The 16,279-nt window shown below is 45.7% G+C and carries 13 protein-coding genes, 1 other RNA gene and 3 pseudogenes; 2 read left to right on the top strand and 15 right to left on the bottom strand.

Annotation, left to right across the window (positions count from 1 at the left end; all coding sequences use genetic code 11):
• Both RTK01_RS11480 and RTK01_RS11475 read right to left on the bottom strand, forming a co-directional pair.
• A pseudogene (locus RTK01_RS11480) lies at nucleotides 1-2,102 on the bottom strand (hypothetical protein); the annotation flags it as partial.
• A 15-nt stretch (nucleotides 2,103-2,117) separates the two neighbouring features.
• Nucleotides 2,118-2,369 carry a hypothetical protein gene (locus RTK01_RS11475; RefSeq protein WP_312281098.1) on the bottom strand — a complete coding sequence of 84 codons (252 nt, stop codon included), beginning with the start codon at nucleotides 2,367-2,369 and terminating at the stop codon, nucleotides 2,118-2,120.
• 177 nt (nucleotides 2,370-2,546) lie between these two features.
• Here RTK01_RS11475 and RTK01_RS11470 point away from each other — a divergent pair, with 177 nt between their 5' ends.
• Nucleotides 2,547-3,233: a response regulator transcription factor gene (locus RTK01_RS11470; RefSeq protein WP_312281097.1), complete on the top strand. Its 687-nt coding sequence runs from the start codon at nucleotides 2,547-2,549 to the stop codon at nucleotides 3,231-3,233.
• Here the strand turns inward: RTK01_RS11470 and RTK01_RS11465 are convergent.
• Nucleotides 3,214-4,584: pseudogene (locus RTK01_RS11465) on the bottom strand (sensor histidine kinase). The gene RTK01_RS11470 and the pseudogene RTK01_RS11465 sit on opposite strands and share 20 nt — an antisense overlap.
• 831 nt (nucleotides 4,585-5,415) lie before the next feature.
• Entirely contained in the window at nucleotides 5,416-5,817 is a 402-nt protein-coding gene (locus RTK01_RS11460) for a hypothetical protein (RefSeq protein ID WP_312281096.1), read from the bottom strand.
• Nucleotides 5,818-5,950: 133 nt separating this feature from the next.
• Here RTK01_RS11460 and RTK01_RS11455 point away from each other — a divergent pair, with 133 nt between their 5' ends.
• Nucleotides 5,951-6,343: a hypothetical protein gene (locus RTK01_RS11455; protein WP_312281095.1), complete on the top strand. Its 393-nt coding sequence runs from the start codon at nucleotides 5,951-5,953 to the stop codon at nucleotides 6,341-6,343.
• Here the strand turns inward: RTK01_RS11455 and RTK01_RS11450 are convergent.
• The 11 genes and pseudogenes from RTK01_RS11450 to RTK01_RS11400 form a co-directional block, all read right to left on the bottom strand.
• Nucleotides 6,307-7,182: pseudogene (locus RTK01_RS11450) on the bottom strand (homocysteine S-methyltransferase family protein). The gene RTK01_RS11455 and the pseudogene RTK01_RS11450 sit on opposite strands and share 37 nt — an antisense overlap.
• 264 nt (nucleotides 7,183-7,446) lie before the next feature.
• Entirely contained in the window at nucleotides 7,447-7,977 is a 531-nt protein-coding gene (locus RTK01_RS11445) for a hypothetical protein (protein ID WP_312281094.1), read from the bottom strand.
• A 246-nt stretch (nucleotides 7,978-8,223) separates the two neighbouring features.
• Nucleotides 8,224-8,391 (bottom strand): hypothetical protein, encoded by a 168-nt coding sequence (locus tag RTK01_RS11440; protein ID WP_312281093.1) that lies wholly within the window; start codon nucleotides 8,389-8,391, stop codon nucleotides 8,224-8,226.
• 39 nt (nucleotides 8,392-8,430) lie between these two features.
• Nucleotides 8,431-9,393, bottom strand: a complete 963-nt coding sequence (locus tag RTK01_RS11435; protein WP_312281092.1) for a TIR domain-containing protein — start codon at nucleotides 9,391-9,393, stop codon at nucleotides 8,431-8,433.
• A 21-nt stretch (nucleotides 9,394-9,414) separates the two neighbouring features.
• Nucleotides 9,415-12,615 carry a sacsin N-terminal ATP-binding-like domain-containing protein gene (locus RTK01_RS11430; RefSeq protein ID WP_312281091.1) on the bottom strand — a complete coding sequence of 1,067 codons (3,201 nt, stop codon included), beginning with the start codon at nucleotides 12,613-12,615 and terminating at the stop codon, nucleotides 9,415-9,417.
• A gap of 52 nt (nucleotides 12,616-12,667) precedes the next feature.
• Nucleotides 12,668-13,261 carry a KilA-N domain-containing protein gene (locus RTK01_RS11425; RefSeq protein ID WP_312281090.1) on the bottom strand — a complete coding sequence of 198 codons (594 nt, stop codon included), beginning with the start codon at nucleotides 13,259-13,261 and terminating at the stop codon, nucleotides 12,668-12,670.
• A 62-nt stretch (nucleotides 13,262-13,323) separates the two neighbouring features.
• The gene (locus tag RTK01_RS11420) at nucleotides 13,324-13,956 is read right to left on the bottom strand and encodes a recombinase family protein (protein WP_312281089.1); all 633 of its coding nucleotides are present in this window, start codon (nucleotides 13,954-13,956) and stop codon (nucleotides 13,324-13,326) included.
• Nucleotides 13,957-14,158: 202 nt separating this feature from the next.
• Nucleotides 14,159-14,521, bottom strand: a transfer-messenger RNA (tmRNA) gene (ssrA, locus tag RTK01_RS11415).
• Between the two features lie 168 nt (nucleotides 14,522-14,689).
• Nucleotides 14,690-15,445 carry an SDR family NAD(P)-dependent oxidoreductase gene (locus RTK01_RS11410; protein WP_312281088.1) on the bottom strand — a complete coding sequence of 252 codons (756 nt, stop codon included), beginning with the start codon at nucleotides 15,443-15,445 and terminating at the stop codon, nucleotides 14,690-14,692.
• A 42-nt stretch (nucleotides 15,446-15,487) separates the two neighbouring features.
• Nucleotides 15,488-16,018: a peptidylprolyl isomerase gene (locus RTK01_RS11405; protein ID WP_312281100.1), complete on the bottom strand. Its 531-nt coding sequence runs from the start codon at nucleotides 16,016-16,018 to the stop codon at nucleotides 15,488-15,490.
• Between the two features lie 90 nt (nucleotides 16,019-16,108).
• A partial coding sequence (locus tag RTK01_RS11400) for an SsrA-binding protein (protein WP_312281099.1) occupies nucleotides 16,109-16,279 on the bottom strand: 171 nt, incomplete at its 5' end.

Here is a 16,279-nt window from a genome sequence, read left to right as displayed (position 1 = left end):
CCGCAATTCAGGGTTTGCAGAGAGGAAAGGCCCGACAGGTCCAGCGAGGTCAGGTTGTTGCCGGAACAGTTGAGGGTTTGCAGTCCGGTAAGATATTCAATTCCGGCAAGGCTGCCAATCCCCCAATTGTTGATATCAAGCTGGGTAATTTGCGCCAATTCGGCTTGATAAACAGGGGCATTTGTGATACTGCCTTTCCTCAGAGCAACCCGTACTCCGTACAGGAAATTGTTGTCAGAAAATGCGGAGGAAAGGTCCGTGCCCGTAACCTCTATGGGAAAGCTCTGATAGTAGTTTTCAATCCCGGCGATTCCATTGACCACGATGGCATTGACTTGAACCGTTCCCGCGTAAGAAGCGGTCAGAATGTTGTTTTCAATGCGAGCGCCCGTTGTGCCGGTGTCTACGATTGAAAAGACAATGTCGTTGCTGCTCTTTGAGGCATTTGCAGGGAACACTGTTCTGGTCAGCGGCAGGGGTACTCCGACCTCAACGGTGGTGGGCAAATCAAGAATTTCCTGCACCGAAATGAAGCCGGGCGCCTGCGTCCCAAAGGTGAAGTGTTCTTCATCAGAATTCGTTAAACCCGTAACGTCCGATTCGTTGCTCATCCAGTTACCTGAGCAGCTGAGTGTGAAGACGTTGGGATATCTTAATGAGGGAATGCTCAGAGACGTAAGGCGATTGTATTGACAGGATAGGTGTTGAATGTTGCTTTTACCTCCGTTCAGTGTGCCCTGCAAGTCCAGCGATTCCAGCGCGTTGTTATTACAGATCAGCGTTGCCAAGATCGGCAGATTGGTCAGTGTCAGGCTGGTCAGCCGGTTGTATGAGCAATTGAGCGACATTAAATGGGACAAGTTTGCCACGCTCAGCGAGGTCAGCTTGTTGCCAGAGCAGTGCAGCCCGGTAAGCTCTGAAAGGCCTGACAGGTCCAGCGAGGTCAGCTTGTTGACGGAGCAGTCAAGGGTTTTAAGCGACGTGAAATGCTCAATGCCTGCAAGGCTTGCGATACCCTTGTCCTTAACGTCAAGGTTGGTAATTCCCGCAACGTCCGAGACGAAAATCGGATCGCCATCGTTCTTTCCTAAATTCGCCCGCACCGCCGCGAGGAAGTTTGCGTCGGTGAAGCTGGCTGTGATGTCGCCACCTAAAGCCAGCGTGTTTGTGTCATTTGCTTCCACGGTCAGGCTGTCGGCGTAAGTGTGATTGTCCACAGTGAGGGAAATATCCGTGTTCCCGGCGGGAAGCCAGAAATAGAGCTTGCCGGAGCTGTCGGTTTTCACGTCTGCGATTCCATAGCTCGCGGGGCTTGTGATCGCGGTGACGGCTTTATTTGCGGGCAGGCTCGTCAGGGTGACAAGGTAGACGGGAGAGTTGCTCGCATTTTGGGGCCGCGCGCTGAGAGGGGATGCCCCGGAGAGGTTGACGCTGCCGCCGGAAATGAATATGTCTGTTCCGGTGCTGACGGCCGGGCCGCTGACAGAGGAAAGGCTCACCGTGCCGCCGGAAATGGTTATGCCTGTTCCGGCGCTGACGGCTGGGCCGCTGACAGAGGAAAGACTCACCGTGCCGCCGAAAATGGTTATGCCTTCTCCGGTGCTGACGGCTGGGCCGATGGAGGAGAAAAGGTTCACCGTGCTGCTGCCAATGAGGACGTTGGTGGCCGCACGGACAGCGTAGATTGAGCCGGAAAGCGAGACCGTGCTGCCGTTAATGACGACGGTGGCGGCGGAATTGATGGCGTAAATGCCGCTGCCGCCGGTCACGGAGCTGTCCATGTTGATTCGAACGCTTTGACCCGCCTGAATACCGGCGGGGGAAACCGCGAAGGATGCGCCGGTGATCTGAAAGCCGTTGTTGGGTGCGCTAATTCCCAGGCCGGAGCCGGAGTATGTCCCTGTGATGTCATAGGAACCGCTGTCTCCGATGGCGAGCATCTGTGCGCCGCTGTCGTATGACCAGCCGGAGCCGCTTGGTGTCGTGCTGAGGGTGGACAGGTTGATGGTGGCGTCCGCCGCAAATGCCGTTACCGGCAGAAGCGTCAGAAGCATAGAGAGCGCGAGGAATGTGCCGCATAGTTTTTTTAAGTATTGTTTCATTCGGAAAATACCTCCTTATTCGTTTGGGGTTTCCTGCTTTGTAAGCAGGCTTAGAATTTGATCCAGACCGATTCTGGGGCCGTCCCGCCAATAGACGCTGCGTCCGTCCGTGTCGGGGCGGGGCAGCACCTCCATTGCCCGCAGGCAGTCGTAGCGGAGGTCTGCCTCCGGCAGCCGCCGGGTGTCAAACAGAATTAAGTGGCCGTTGCTCAGCTCAATATCCAACGTCTGTCCGTCCAGAATATCCACCCGGGTGATCTGCGGCATATGTATCACCTCCGTTTCCTCTGCGGTTGATATCTTTTTTGTATGCTTTCATTGTAGAGGGAAAATCTTCCTGCGTGTAAAAGGTAAAGATTTCTTTACCGGATTCTAAAATGTTTTGGAACGCTGGATTTTTACCCGGGGATATGATACCGTTGCCTTGAGAATGGAGGCGATGAGATGAGGAAGGCAAGGCTGCTGCTCGTTGAAGACGAGGCCGACGTGCTGGAAATTAACCGGGAATATTTTAAGGGCAAGGGGTATGAAACCGTCTGCGCCCCCACACTTGCCGCGGCACGCTTTTCACTGGAGGAGCACGCGCCGGATCTCATTTTGCTGGACGTGATGATGCCGGACGGCTCGGGCTTTGATTTCTGCGCCGAGCTGCGAGCAAAAACCAACGCCCCCATTATCTTCCTGACTTGCAGGAATGAAAATGAGAGCGTGGTAAAGGGCCTTTTACAGGGCGGAGACGATTACGTCACCAAGCCCTATGATTTGAACGTTTTAAGCGCGCGGGTCGCCGCGCAGCTTCGCCGCAACGGCTTTCTGTCCGCCGGAGTGATTGAGCTGCCGCCCCTGACGGTGGATTTTCTGGCGGGAATGGCCGTGCTGGACGGAGAGCGGATCCCGCTGACGCTGAAAGAATTGCAGCTTTTGGGCTGCTTTGCCCTGTTTGCCGGGCAGCGGCTGGGGGCGAAGGATATCTACCTCCGGGCGTGGGGCGAGCAGTCTCCCGGCGCGTCGGGAACCGTGAAGGCCCATGTGGCAAACCTGCGCCGGAAGCTCCGGCTGGACGAGGGCGGCTGGTTCGAGCTTGCAAGCGCCGGGAAAAGCGAGTACATTTTCAGCAAGGTCCGGTATTAGCGGCAGGCAGGGTGAAGAATACAGTCGTGCCGTGGCCCTCAAGGCTTTCGATCCAAATAGAGCCCCCGTGCTGCTCCACGATATGCTTGCAAATATATAACCCCAGTCCGGTGCCGGTGTCTTGACCGGTGCCGGATGTTTCTTATTGATGGTATCGCTCAAAAATATGGGGAAGACGTTCCAAAGCGATGCCAACCCCCGTATCCGACACGCGGATAAAAACCTGATTTCCGTCCTGCCCGGCAAAAAGGCCAATCTCTCCGCCGGAGGTGAAACGGACGGCGTTTGAAATCAGGTTTACAATTACCTGCGAGATACGGGCGGGGTCGGCATAAAGGTCGGGCAAGCCCCGGTCAATCCGAATGCTCAGGCGGTTTTGATTCTTGTTGAGCATGGGATAGTGCGTATTTACGGCGGCGTGGACAATCTCGTCCAGATGGCAGCGCACCGGTTCCATGACCATGCGCCCCTCCTCCATGCGGGTCACGTCGAGAATTTGCCCCACCATCAGGGAGAGCCGCTCCGCTTCGGAGGAAATCAGGGTCATCCGCCGGGACACCTCTTCCGAGAGCGGCGGGGAAAGCTGCCCAGAAAGCTGTTTCGTGGTCTGGGCGTAGCCGGACATGACGGTAAGCGGCGTTTTCAGCTCGTGAGAGACGTTGCCGAGGAACTCTGTTTTCATACGGTCCAGCTTTTCCAGTGCCGCCTTGTCCGATGCAAGGCGCTGCTCCGTCTCTTTGGATTCGGCCAGCACCCGGCTGTTCATGAAGAACAGGGAAACAGTCTGCGCCACAGTAAAAATCAACATAGCCACTTCGGAAATGGGGGCGTTGGAATAGGAGGCTCCGAACAGATCGCGGTACATGGCGATATCGCTTACGGCGGCAAGATAAAACACCGCGATGCCGTACAGCACGGTCGCTTGTTCCCGGCTGGGGCGGCGCATGTTCCAAAATAAGCCGGAGGTGCCGGTAATAATGCACACAACAAGCCATAGCTGATAGAATTTCAGCAGGCTGGTATACAGCAGCGAGTCCCCCAGCAGCGTCATCCCGCCGTAAACCAGCGAACCGGCAATGGCGGCAATTTGAATGCCCCACAGAATCGGCCCCGCGGCGTACTGTCCCAAGTACAGGGACAAAAAAATGGTCAGCAGCGCCACGCTAAGGTATTCCAGCATAAACGCGGTATTCCCGCCCACGGGGAAATAGGTCCATGCCTGACTTTGTACGCATTCCCGCAGGGACATGGCAAGGCAGGCCAGGGCGAAATACAGCGTCGCCTTCGTGTGGGAGAGGAACAGATAGACGCTCATGAGAAGCGCCGCCGCGCATAAAAGCGCACCCGTCATCACCAGGCCCTCCAGCGGCTCGGAAAGACGGGACGTAACGGTTTCGGCGGCCTTTTGCACGGAGAGGGTCGCCAGATTTGCGCCGCCCCGGATGTGGTAAAATTGGGCGCTGTTTAGAAGGATATCTATTTTGCCGTTTGCGGGGGAGGCGGAGACGGTGATGCTGTTCTCCCATACCTCGGTGTCCTGTTTGGTGGTTCCCACGCGACCCGTTTCTCCCGCCAAAGTGCCGTTCACATACACGCGCATGGCGTGACGGCCGGAAAGCTTAAACGTCAGGGTGTAGGCTTCATTGGTGTCGGGCAGGCTGAGCACAAATCGCTGGGAGAGGTAGTCCGCCCGCAGCGCGGCAAATTTGTTTGTACTGACGGGGATGGCGGCATCGGCGGTTTCCGGCGTGAGAAGCGTGCTGGGATAGTAAGTTGAGCCGGGGAGTAATATGACAGCGCGTTTATTCCAATCTGTAATACCGCTTAGGTCGTATCCGGTACTTTCTTCCGCAAGCGTGACGGTATTGAGCGTGTCGCCGTGCAGATTGGGAAGCCGAACCAGCAGCGTCAGGGCGACGAGCGTCAGTACCGCCGCGAGGAGGATGGCCGTCGAAGTATGCCGCTTGATGATCGCTTGCATGAAAACCACCTCCCACCAGAAATGATTCTTGCTTTATTTTAGCCGTAATGGCGCTTACATGCAAGGTGCAAAATGCAAGGAGGCAAGCTACCCCGGCTTAAACGGTATCGCGACCGGTCTAAAGCTGTCGGCGTATAACAATCACCCCGGAACCTGCCGTCTGGTAGGCTCCGGGGTGATTGTTTGCCATAAAGTGAGGCATTATTGGATGAATCTGTAATTTACATCTAAAATTTTTATATTCCCTAACTCAACGCTTTCAAAAAAATATGGAGTATCAGACAAGTTTCCTCTTACCAGAACATCATAGCTCATCTCAATTTCGATGGGGATAAGCCTTTGAGAATAAGTGTCAACGACGTCGATAAACATGACTGAAGTTCGGCTGTGCTTTTGAAATAGCTCCGGCGGAATATAATTTGAGGAGGTATCCGATAAGGATACATTCAGCAGCACAAGAGAATTGGGAACCTTATTGTAGTTGAGAAAATCAAGCAGCTTCTTCTCAGACCCATCCGTTAGCGTAAAATGCGAGTGACCCATGTAAAGACCGGTCTCTCCGTCAAAAATGTCAAAAAAACTATCTGTTATTTTGCTGTACATTTCATCGCCCCCTTAGTATCAGGATATATGCGGCTGGCCTTAAGAATAAAATGCTTTTTTGTTTTTACGGCACTTATATAAATGTGGGGGCGCGCGTTCCCCTGTAGCTGACGGGGTCTTGTTGCCACGTAGTATGAAATTGATCAAGCCCGCCGCCGTTGATTCATTCGGCAGCGGACTTGATAAAAAAATTGACATACTGTATTCCGGCTTGCGCCCTCTCTTGAGGACGTTTATAGATTATCAAAAGCTTTTTAAAGGAACCTTAAAAGCTTTTTTGAGGCCGGGGTACGGGCTGCGGCCGATGCGCAAAAGGAGCTTAAACGATTCTTTATGCAAGGTTGTTGACGAGCGCATGGAGCAGATGGAAAGCGCGAATTCACACAGACCGTGGTGTCAGCCGGGGGATGCAAAGGCCGCTATTAAGAAACCCGCTGCCGAAGGAATGCCCCAATCCCCCGAAAAATCAATTGGCTTTTTGGGATATGCTCATAATCTGTTTGCCACCTGTTCCATATGTCTGTGATCGGTACCGCAGCAGCCACCAAATATTTTGATATTGCTGATATCGCGTAGCTTTAGCATAGCTTCGGCAAATTGCGTTGGATCTGAACACTTTAGATCCAAGGATTCATCTAACTCCGCATATGAAAGGGGAGAAGTATTTGCCTGAATCCCTAAGAACCGATCTTTCACAAAAGTATTTTGATTGAACGGCTGCGACAATGCCTCATAAACAATGCTTGGATGTACACAATTTGTCATATAGCACACTGGCTTCACATCAACTGAATTGTCTATAATATCTATGGCTTTAGCAATTGTCGTTCCATCAATCAATTTTCAATCTCTTTGTATTGTAAAGCTTATGATATATGGCAGTTCTGTTTCTGACATTGCCTGTGCCATGCCTGTCGCCTCCGGTAATGTTGGCATAATTCCTGCATATAAAAAGTCTGCTTCAGCCGCACAAAACAAGTCTGCTTGCCACTTGTGGAAAATTCGGGCATCACGTTTTGACAGCGCATTTTCCCCAGTGTAAGCATCTCCCCTGCAACCCATTAGTCCTCCGACGTACATTTCTAGATCATTCTCTTGCTGTATCTTGCGCAAAAACTTCACATTGTCCATGATGATTGAGGAATTGCAGCCTGTTTGTTCAACCCGTTCTTTATTTGCACGACGGGTCGGTGTTGTGGCCATAAACGGTAATTTATATTTGATGGCAATATTTATATATTCTTGCCATAGGCTCTTCAATGCAAAACGACCATCCGAATTATAAATAAGTGGCGCCATCATCAAATTTTTATCAAAATTCAAATGATATTCACGTTTTAATCGTTCGCCCAAAGCTCCTTCCATTAAAATGCTATCTCGCTTATCAACACATGTCTTAAAATCCATATAAACCTCCAAATATTAACTGCTAACTTTGGACAAGGATGCTGAATGCATTTAAAGCAAATGATGTGCATTTTTTGATTTTAGCATAGATAAAACAAAAAGTCATGTATGAGGATTTGAACTCATACATGACTTTATTTTGTAATCACCGTGGAAAAGATTTCACACATCAGGCTCGCGTAACTCATCGTTCAATCGTCAAATCGGCTATGTTAAAATTTTTTAGGAAAGGCTTTTTAACATGGCGCTCAATTCCTGAATGATTCCCTTCTTAACTATAAGTACAAGCATTCCGACTAAGATGATTAACGCGCATGCAAATACGATCATGGGATGCCATCCTGAACTCATGATAAACTTCGCAACGTCATCTCCTTGCGGCGGGGAGCTCACCATACTAACAACAGGTACAATCAACCATGCCAAAAGAGGAGAGATACCCCATAAACAAATCGTCATATAACAGCAGTGATAAAGGACGCTCTTTTTGCCCCGCTTATAAGCGATAATAATCGGCACTGTCAATATAATTGGAAATAGCACTCCCGCAGCATGGAATAACGAAAACATAGCTTTGCTGAAGGCTCCGCCATTATATGACATATGAGCTTTGAGAATACTGAACTCGGTTATTTCCGCTCCGCATCCGATTGCTACAATGATATGCCCTAATTCGTGCATAAAGACGTATAGTAATGCTCCGACAAGGACGCTGCACGGAAATAAGATAGCAAGTTTTATATTTACTCTCATTCATTTGTCGTCTCCTCTCATAATTAATCCAATCCAACGTTTATCTGTTTTAAAAGACAAATTTTTTAAAATAACATATTTATATTACCATGCTTGTACGTATAAAAAAAGACACAACTTCTCCTTGGCGGAAAGTTGTGCCTTTTGTGGACACCGTGGAAAAAAGATTTTTAAGATTAAACAGAATATGCCTCAATTAAGTAACTATGCTCAGTTTAAACATAACTAGCAATTCAAACTCAGTACTTAACTACAAAGTTTGCTCATAATCTGACCATCTGGCCTATTTGCATCATCTCTTTGAATAAAATCGTTTAAAATCGCTCTTGCGTAAATTGTCATACTTGATATTTCCATTGTTTTCAATCTATCCAGATTATCTTCAACCATGAACAAACGTATCAACTTACCCATTTATTTTCCTCGTAAGCCCAAAAATATATTATTTTCATTCTATGAAAGTAATATAGATAGTAAATCCGAAAACGCATTTTGATTAATTTCAGAAAAGTCTTTTCCTAAACTTTTCTTGAAAATCTCAATTAGCTCCGCAGCATTCATTGATATAACATTTATCTGTTTAATCTCATCAACTAATCCTTGTTTAAGAGCTAAGTCGCTTATTTCTGAATTCAGCTTATTTACTTTCTCTTTTTCAGCTTCCCAATATTTTATATACTCAAAGCGATTTAATGAATATACATCCGCTTTGATCTGTTCCGGTTTCTTATCTGCTGGATAAAAACTTTCATCTGCTTTAGATAAAATAATTGTCAACAGCTTATCATTAAACGCTCTATTTCGCATTAATTCCGAAACTTCATACATACATCCTCGAGATTTTAAATAGCTATCAGATATAATAGATACCATATAATCGTGAGTAGAAACTGTCTGCATGAATTTATCAATATCACTTTTATATTCTAACGTTCTTTTATCCCTTGTAATAGCCAATCTACCTTTTCCAAAAAAGGTAAGCTTTTCATCGACTAAATCGGCAATACAAGTATCATTATGCGAATACGATAGAAACACTTTTTTTATATGAAGCTCTGCAACGTTCCTATTATGGTCAAGCATGTAAGGTGTGTCACTAAACACGACCACATTTTCACACTTTTCGACATTAATACATTTAAGCGTCGCAGTTTCGTGTGGCAAATCAAGACATGTTAATTTAACATTATTGCTAAGTTTCACTTTTATTGAATCAATGTCTACATTAAATTTGTATCCTTTAACCCTTAGTTTTTTCCCATCATCTTGCACACCAAAAACAATTAATCCTCCACTACAATTTGAAAGTGCAGAGATTAGTTTTCCAATAGTTTCATCAGGCGTAACAGGATAAACGCAATAAATATTTTCACGGTTGTTGTTTGCAATTAATTTTAATACTCCATTTGGTGTCAAGATGGTAGCCCTCTCTTCCTACTATTTCGGATTAAGATTTTTTAGCGGAATCACTGAGATTCCTGTTGTTTTAATAATATCACCTAATGTAATCATGCGTGTATTTCCATCATCATTGGAAGTCCAAAGTTCATAATTGGTATCGTCCATTGCAGCAACTTCTTGCTCATAAAAGAAAATGATTTTATCATCATCACTTGGTCTTACAACAATACGAATATCATTACCATTCTTTTTAGCCCAAAAAACAGTTTTTGAATAACTTGTTTCTTTCCACTCTTCCAATTTATCAGACATTTCATATCTGCCAGTTTCTTTCAAGTAGTAAAAAACTTTTTCTATAGCACGATTCATTATTTTTTCATAATATTCACGCGCAAATCTATTATTTGTTGATCTATGCAAGAACTTTTTAGAGACTTCCTCTATTGATATACCACTTGACAATTCGCCTAATTGGGAATCTGTTAGGTCTCCTTCTCCTATTAATATATATAAAATCTGCAGCAAATCATCTTCAGTATTAATCCCAAGTTGCGCAAGATGTTCTTTGGAAACATGAATTGTATTTGTTGATTCTACATTGTTCTCAGTTTGCTTTAAGCGTTCTTCCAACTCGTGGAAACTTGCAACTCCATGTTTGCTCAATAACAGTTCATACTCATCAAACTTTTCTGCTTTTTGCATATTGTCAGAAATTATATCATCATTATAAAACCAATACAAATTGCTATAAAGAGTTTTAAAAGCATTTCTAATGGTTTTATTATCAGTGCTCTTTAAGTATGAAAAGAAATTTTGAAAAGCCAATCTCTCCTGATCGTTATCTTCGCCAAGCTTATTCTTGTGATTTTCAATATAATTTGTTATTGCATCTGCTAATGGGTAAAGATTGGTTGCTGTGTTTTCAGACAATGGAAAATCTATACTACTCATAAGCAGTTTTATTCTGATATCCACTCCTGTAAAACAGTAAGCATCTTTCACCGCTTCGTCAATCTCTCCTGTATCGAGCTGTAGTTCAGTGCTTCTTTTAAACACTCCATTTTGGTTTGGAAGAACGGAATACTTGTCTGCCAAATGTATATAATCATTTTTTTCTAAAAACAACACCAATTGATTTATAAACGAAATCGCACTGTCTATGTTGTCTGAAAAGTGTTCCCCGGCAAAAACATCCAACGTTTTACTTTGCTGTATATCCGCACACAACTTTACCACCCAATAATTTAGTGCCTGTTCAAAAATGGGTTTCAAATACTTTTTAGAACAAATAGTCTCCCATGCAATATTGTTATAAAACTCTTTGGCGATGTTCAAAAAGTCATCTTGTTTCGGTCTCTCATTTGTTTGTATGCATAGTATTCTTTGAAAGAAATGTTCACGATTTTTATGTTCGTTTTGTAAGCATCGTGTAGTTTCAGAAAACAGCTCTGAATATCCATATGCTGTTACTTCAACATGATTTAAAATTTCGCTTGAAACCCTTTTATGAAGTAATTTATCCTTAACACCTATATCTAATATTAATGAAACTTCCTTGTATATATCATCAATTTCCTTGTCAAAGAAAACTTTATTCAAGCAGCAGAACTTACCGTTTTGATTGAGAAAAACTTCGGATTGTTCTATTGTTTTTTTACAGCTCTCATCTTCGCTTGTTAAAAGTAATTTGTAAAACTCATTTAACCAGACAAATACATCATGTCCACTTAATTTATTTTCTAAAGAAAATATGTTTTCAGAACTTTGAATTGCTTGCACTATGTTGTCGATGCCCAAGTTTTTACATTCATCCCAAAGCGAACTGCACCATGCTTCTAACTCATCTTGCTTTGGAAGGAACTCTGGAAACAGAGCATTTGACAATGACCAAAGTTTAAGCATTTCTTCTCTGTTTTCTTGATTTTTAGGAATTAAAACAACAGGATCATCCCATACCTCAAACAACGGTTTTTTATCACCAATATTTGTAGTAATTAGGTTCAAATATTTTATTTCTTCTTTTATAGGTTCAAGTATTTTACTTTCAAACCAATCTACATTCAGCCACGTTTTATGTGGTTGCTCGGTTATTTTTACAATGTTATATATACCTGCATAATTGTTTTCTGCAAAGAAATTCAATGCAGTTTTATAAAGTTCTACAGCGGCTGCTAATGCTGCTTTGTTTTCTTTAATAAATTGCTTTTCTTCCGCTCTGCTCTCCAATTCAATTCCATCACGGGGTTCTGTAGGTTCAAAATATGGGTTATTTATAACTACCGGAAAAGCAAAGTCGCTTGTTCCAAGTAATGGAAAATCGCAAAATAGTTTGGGTAAATTTCCATTCGTTCGTTGAATAGCTGCTATTTCGCCAACATCTAAAAGTTCAACTGCAATTGATAAGTGTGTCAACACTTCGTCTTTTAGAGCAAAAATATATCTTGGATCCTTTTTTCTTGAATCACACACAGTTATAATCTGTGCATTTTTCAGCGTTACACCGACATCATCACCACGATAAAGCACCTGATTATAGTTGCCTTTAGTTGTGTTTGCCTGAATAGATATAGATCTTATCTCTGGAACAAAAGCGAAAACATACGCAACAGAAGCAACAAGATTATTCAAACCATCCTTAGCGGTTTGAATTCCCAAAGCGTTTAACTCATATGTAAAACAAGTATTAAAATCATTTTCATCTATTGGTGTTTTAACTTCTTTTGCGCTTTTGTTCAGTTGCTCGCAGCTTTCTTCAATTGACTTTATTATCTCTGCCTGATTATCGCTGGAACGATCAATCTCAATATTAAACTGGTGTAATGGTTCATCTTCGTCGCATAAATACCCAGTTACATTTACTTTTTTTGAAAGTAAATGCGTAGTTAGAAAACCAGTTCCAAACTTTCCTGTGATCTTCTTTTCTTTCCTATCAAGCTCATTTCGCTCTTTAGTAGAAACTTGTTCGATAAGAAAAACAATATTTTTTGTCAAGAATAGCTTTCCATTATGCTTAAACTCTATAATTTTTCTGTATTCATCAAAATTAACAAGAATATCAACTTTTCCAGTGGAGTTAACTACATCTTTTGCATTCTGAATAAGCTCCCAAATCCAACGATAAGAAGTATCTTCATTATTACTATTTTCTAGCTTTTTGAGCTGATCAATAATTTTATTTGCAGCTTGTGTTGTTTGCGCCTGATTACGCAATTCATCAACTTTATCTTTAAAACTCATACAGATAACCCCCTTTAATATAATTGGCTAGTTGACGATTACAAAGAACTATTTAAAATTCATCCAATTCAGGTTGATAGCTCCTATACCTCTTCACCATCTCCAGCATTACATCCGGAAACAGCCAAGCACGAAATGCTTCAGCTATTTCTGGATGTGCCATTGTTCCGCCATTCTTGCCTGCTTTGGATTCGATACCTACTGCCTTAGTTACATTGATCCATATCTTTGGCGTTAGAGTAGCGCTGCTTGCCCGGATGGCTTGAATGAGTTTTTCACACTCATCATCAAGGAAATTTGGATTGAATCTTTTTTCCCATAATCTTAAATACTCAACGGTATTGCTGTTGCGTAGCCAACTTTGAACAAGGTACCCTGGGGATTTCCCATTCTTTTCTCTTGCGATATCTGTAAGTGATATATGAGGACTGTGTCCCCAATTGGCATCGACCATCTTTTCTCCAATAGAAGATAGATGAGAACCGGGGATATCCAACAGATTCAGTTGTTCAAAGAGGTAATCAGACATATAGTCGGCGTGCTCTTGCGAAAAGATTCCTTTCTCGACAAGGCGCTTTAGAACCTTTTCCTGCGATATCCTATATGTCCAAATCGCCTCAGCACGCCGTTTTTCAGTTTCAGTCATGCTACTCACCTCAATTCTACTTATATGGATATTATATCAAGATGAGCGTGGCCTGCATAGACCTAATATTCCAAATTATACTTCATTTCGTGTTTATACTCTATTTCTAAACCTCCATTGCTCTGAATGAGGATTCTCTCTATCGAATTTTTGATAGATTCCTCATTCCACTCTGCCATATTAAGCTTTGTGCAAAGATAATTCTTGAGGGCATCTTCACTGATAGACGGTGCGTTTTTACAAATCTTCTTTCCATGTTCGACTTTGTTGGCACAGCGCCAAACCACCTCGCCAGAAGGGCGGGTAATGTGCCGATAATGAGCACCGCATTCCGCACAAGCCAAAAGGCCGCTCAGTACATTCTGCGAACTGTACCGGGTGGCCTTTCTCTGGTTAGTTTCTTCATCTATGTTGCTACGGTTTCCCTTGTCGACTTGAACAGCGAAGTAATCCTCGAAGCTGATAATATAGCCGATATACTTAGAGTTGGACAAAAGTTTGCTGATTGCCGGTCTTGTCCATCGCTCTTGCCCAGTGGATGAAAGGATTCCCTGCTTAAAAAGAAAATCAGCGATGCCGCCAAGGCTATTGCCATTCAAATACCGTTGAAAGATTTCTTTTACTACCTCTGCCTGCTGGGGTTCTACAAAGATACCATCCTGCTTTTGAACAAAACCATAAGGGATATATGCCATAATTCTTACCTCTCTTTCTTAATTATTAAAAGTCACGTATGTTTGAGTTTAAAATAAAGAAAGCACCAAAAGTCAATTATATGTGACTTTTGGTGCTTATATTGGAGGATGATACTGTCTCCAACTTTAAATATTGCGTTATTATCAGGTGAAATATCAACAGACCTGCCTTTTGCTTAAGCAAAAAACAGGTCTGTTTACTTGGTGGAGGTGGGGAGAGTTGAACTCCCGTCCGAAAACACTTTAACGAGACGTTCTCCGGGCGCAGACGGTTATTTTGGGAGTCTTTCTCTCCCTGTTCCCCTCTCCGCCGGCAAGCCGTCACGCCGGCGGGTCAGGTAAGCTTCATAATTTATGGCACGCGCAAAGCTTTGCGTACGCACATTTACCGCTAAACGACGCCCTTCCCGGCTCGCGGTCCTTCCGGGTCGGACGGCCGCCTAATTAGGCAGCGTAAGCAACAGTATTATTGTTGTTTAATTTATAATTTGCCCGTTTTTCGGATGACAGGCGCATCCGCCCGCTGGTCCCGCCTCCACATCCCCGTCGAAACCGGTACACCCCCATATATTGCCGCGCTTTGTGCACTGCTCGCCGCTCCACCACGGCGGCAAAAGACAATGGCGCAAAACTCTTGCGGACAGTTAAAATGGGTGCTTGGATCTGAATGCGAAATCTTCTTTTGAAATTATAACATACTTCCACCAAGAAGTATGTTACAATTTCATGAAATTTATGTCTTTGTCAGCTTTGCCATCAGTTTCATCGGGGTCAGCTTCGCCGCAAGCCGGTAAAACTTATAAAACGCCGTGGGAGTATAGATGCTTCTGCGGCGTTTTGTCGCCAGCAGCGCGCCGTGGGCCACCCGCACCTGATCGCAGTAGGGGAGCAGCTCAAACATTTTCGAGTTGCCGGTGATTCCGCCCGTGTCGCAAAACTCTGTGGCCATGGGGCCGGGACACACAGCGGTGACAGAGATGCCCCGCCCGCGAAGCTCCTCGCCCAGCCCCACGGTGAAGTGGGAGACAAACGCCTTGGTAGAGGAGTAGACTGTCATCCGGGCATTGGGGCAGAAGGCCGCGATAGAGGACACGTTCAGGATTCTCCCGCCCCGGGGAACATAGGGGAGCGTCAGGTTGGTGATGGCAGTGAGCGCCCGCAGGTTCAGATCGATCATGCGGGTTTGGAGCACCGTGTTCGTTTCGCCCAGCTTGCCCCAATAGCCCACGCCCGCGTTGTTCACCAGTAAAAGAACCTCTGGCCGCTCGGACAAAAGCTTTTCCTGAAGCACGGTGAAGCTCATGGGATCGCACAAATCCAGCCCCAGACACAGCGCCGGGCGGGGCAGGGACTTTGCCAGTTCCTCCAGCCGGTCGCGTCGGCGGGCGATGAGCCAGAGCTGCTCTACTTCAGGATATTCGGAAATGAGCTGGCGGGTAAATTCCCGACCCAGCCCCGAGGACGCGCCGGTGACGATGGCGATTTTCATAAAACGCGCTCCCTTTCCTTGAAAATCAGGCAACCGCCGCGCTTAGCGCTCGGCCTTTTTCTCCGGCGCGGGGTACTCCACGCCTTGCGTGTCCACGCGGATGGAGGCAATCACTTCCGGCGTCTTGGGCTTGTCGTTGAAATCCACCTTCACCTTGGAAATGCGCACAGCCTCGTCCGCGCCCTCGGTCACCTTGCCAAAGGCGGCATACTGCCCGTCCAGATGGGGTGCGTCGTCTACCATGACGAAAAACTGGCTACCCGCGGTGTTGGGAGCAGTGGTCCGCGCCATGGACAAAACGCCCAGCCCATGAACCACATCGTTTTGGGCAAAGCCGTTGCCGGAGAACTCGCCCGCGATGGAATAGCCGGGGCCGCCGGTGCCGGTGCCCTGGGGGCAGCCGCCCTGAATCATAAAGCCGGGAATGCAGCGGTGGAAAATCAGTTTGTCGTAATAGCCGGAGTTGGCCAGCGCGATGAAGTTATTCACCGTGTTGGGCGCCTTGTCGGGGTACAGCTCAGCCTTCATCACCGCGCCGTTTTCCATGGTAATAGTGGCAATGGGGTTTTTCATCTCAGACATATCAAAGATTCCTTTCTTCCTTCGGGTTTTTCAATTGTGTATCGCGTGCCGTTTGGAGCAATTGCTTCCGCACCGATGGACTCAGCGGTTCCGCTCCTTCATGTGGCGGTCCATCTCCCGCTCCGCGTCCCGCTTGGCGATGGTTTCCCGCTTGTCGTAGTTTTTCTTGCCCCGACAGGCGCCAATTTCAAGCTTTACTCTCGCGTCCTTGAAATAGACGGACAGCGGAATCAGGGTGTATCCGTCCTGCTT

It is taken from the genome of Oscillibacter sp. (assembly GCF_031978065.1).
In the GTDB taxonomy this organism is placed as follows: domain Bacteria; phylum Bacillota; class Clostridia; order Oscillospirales; family Oscillospiraceae; genus Oscillibacter.
Note: the sequence above shows the minus strand (reverse complement) of the source record. Positions and strands in the feature narration are given on the sequence as shown.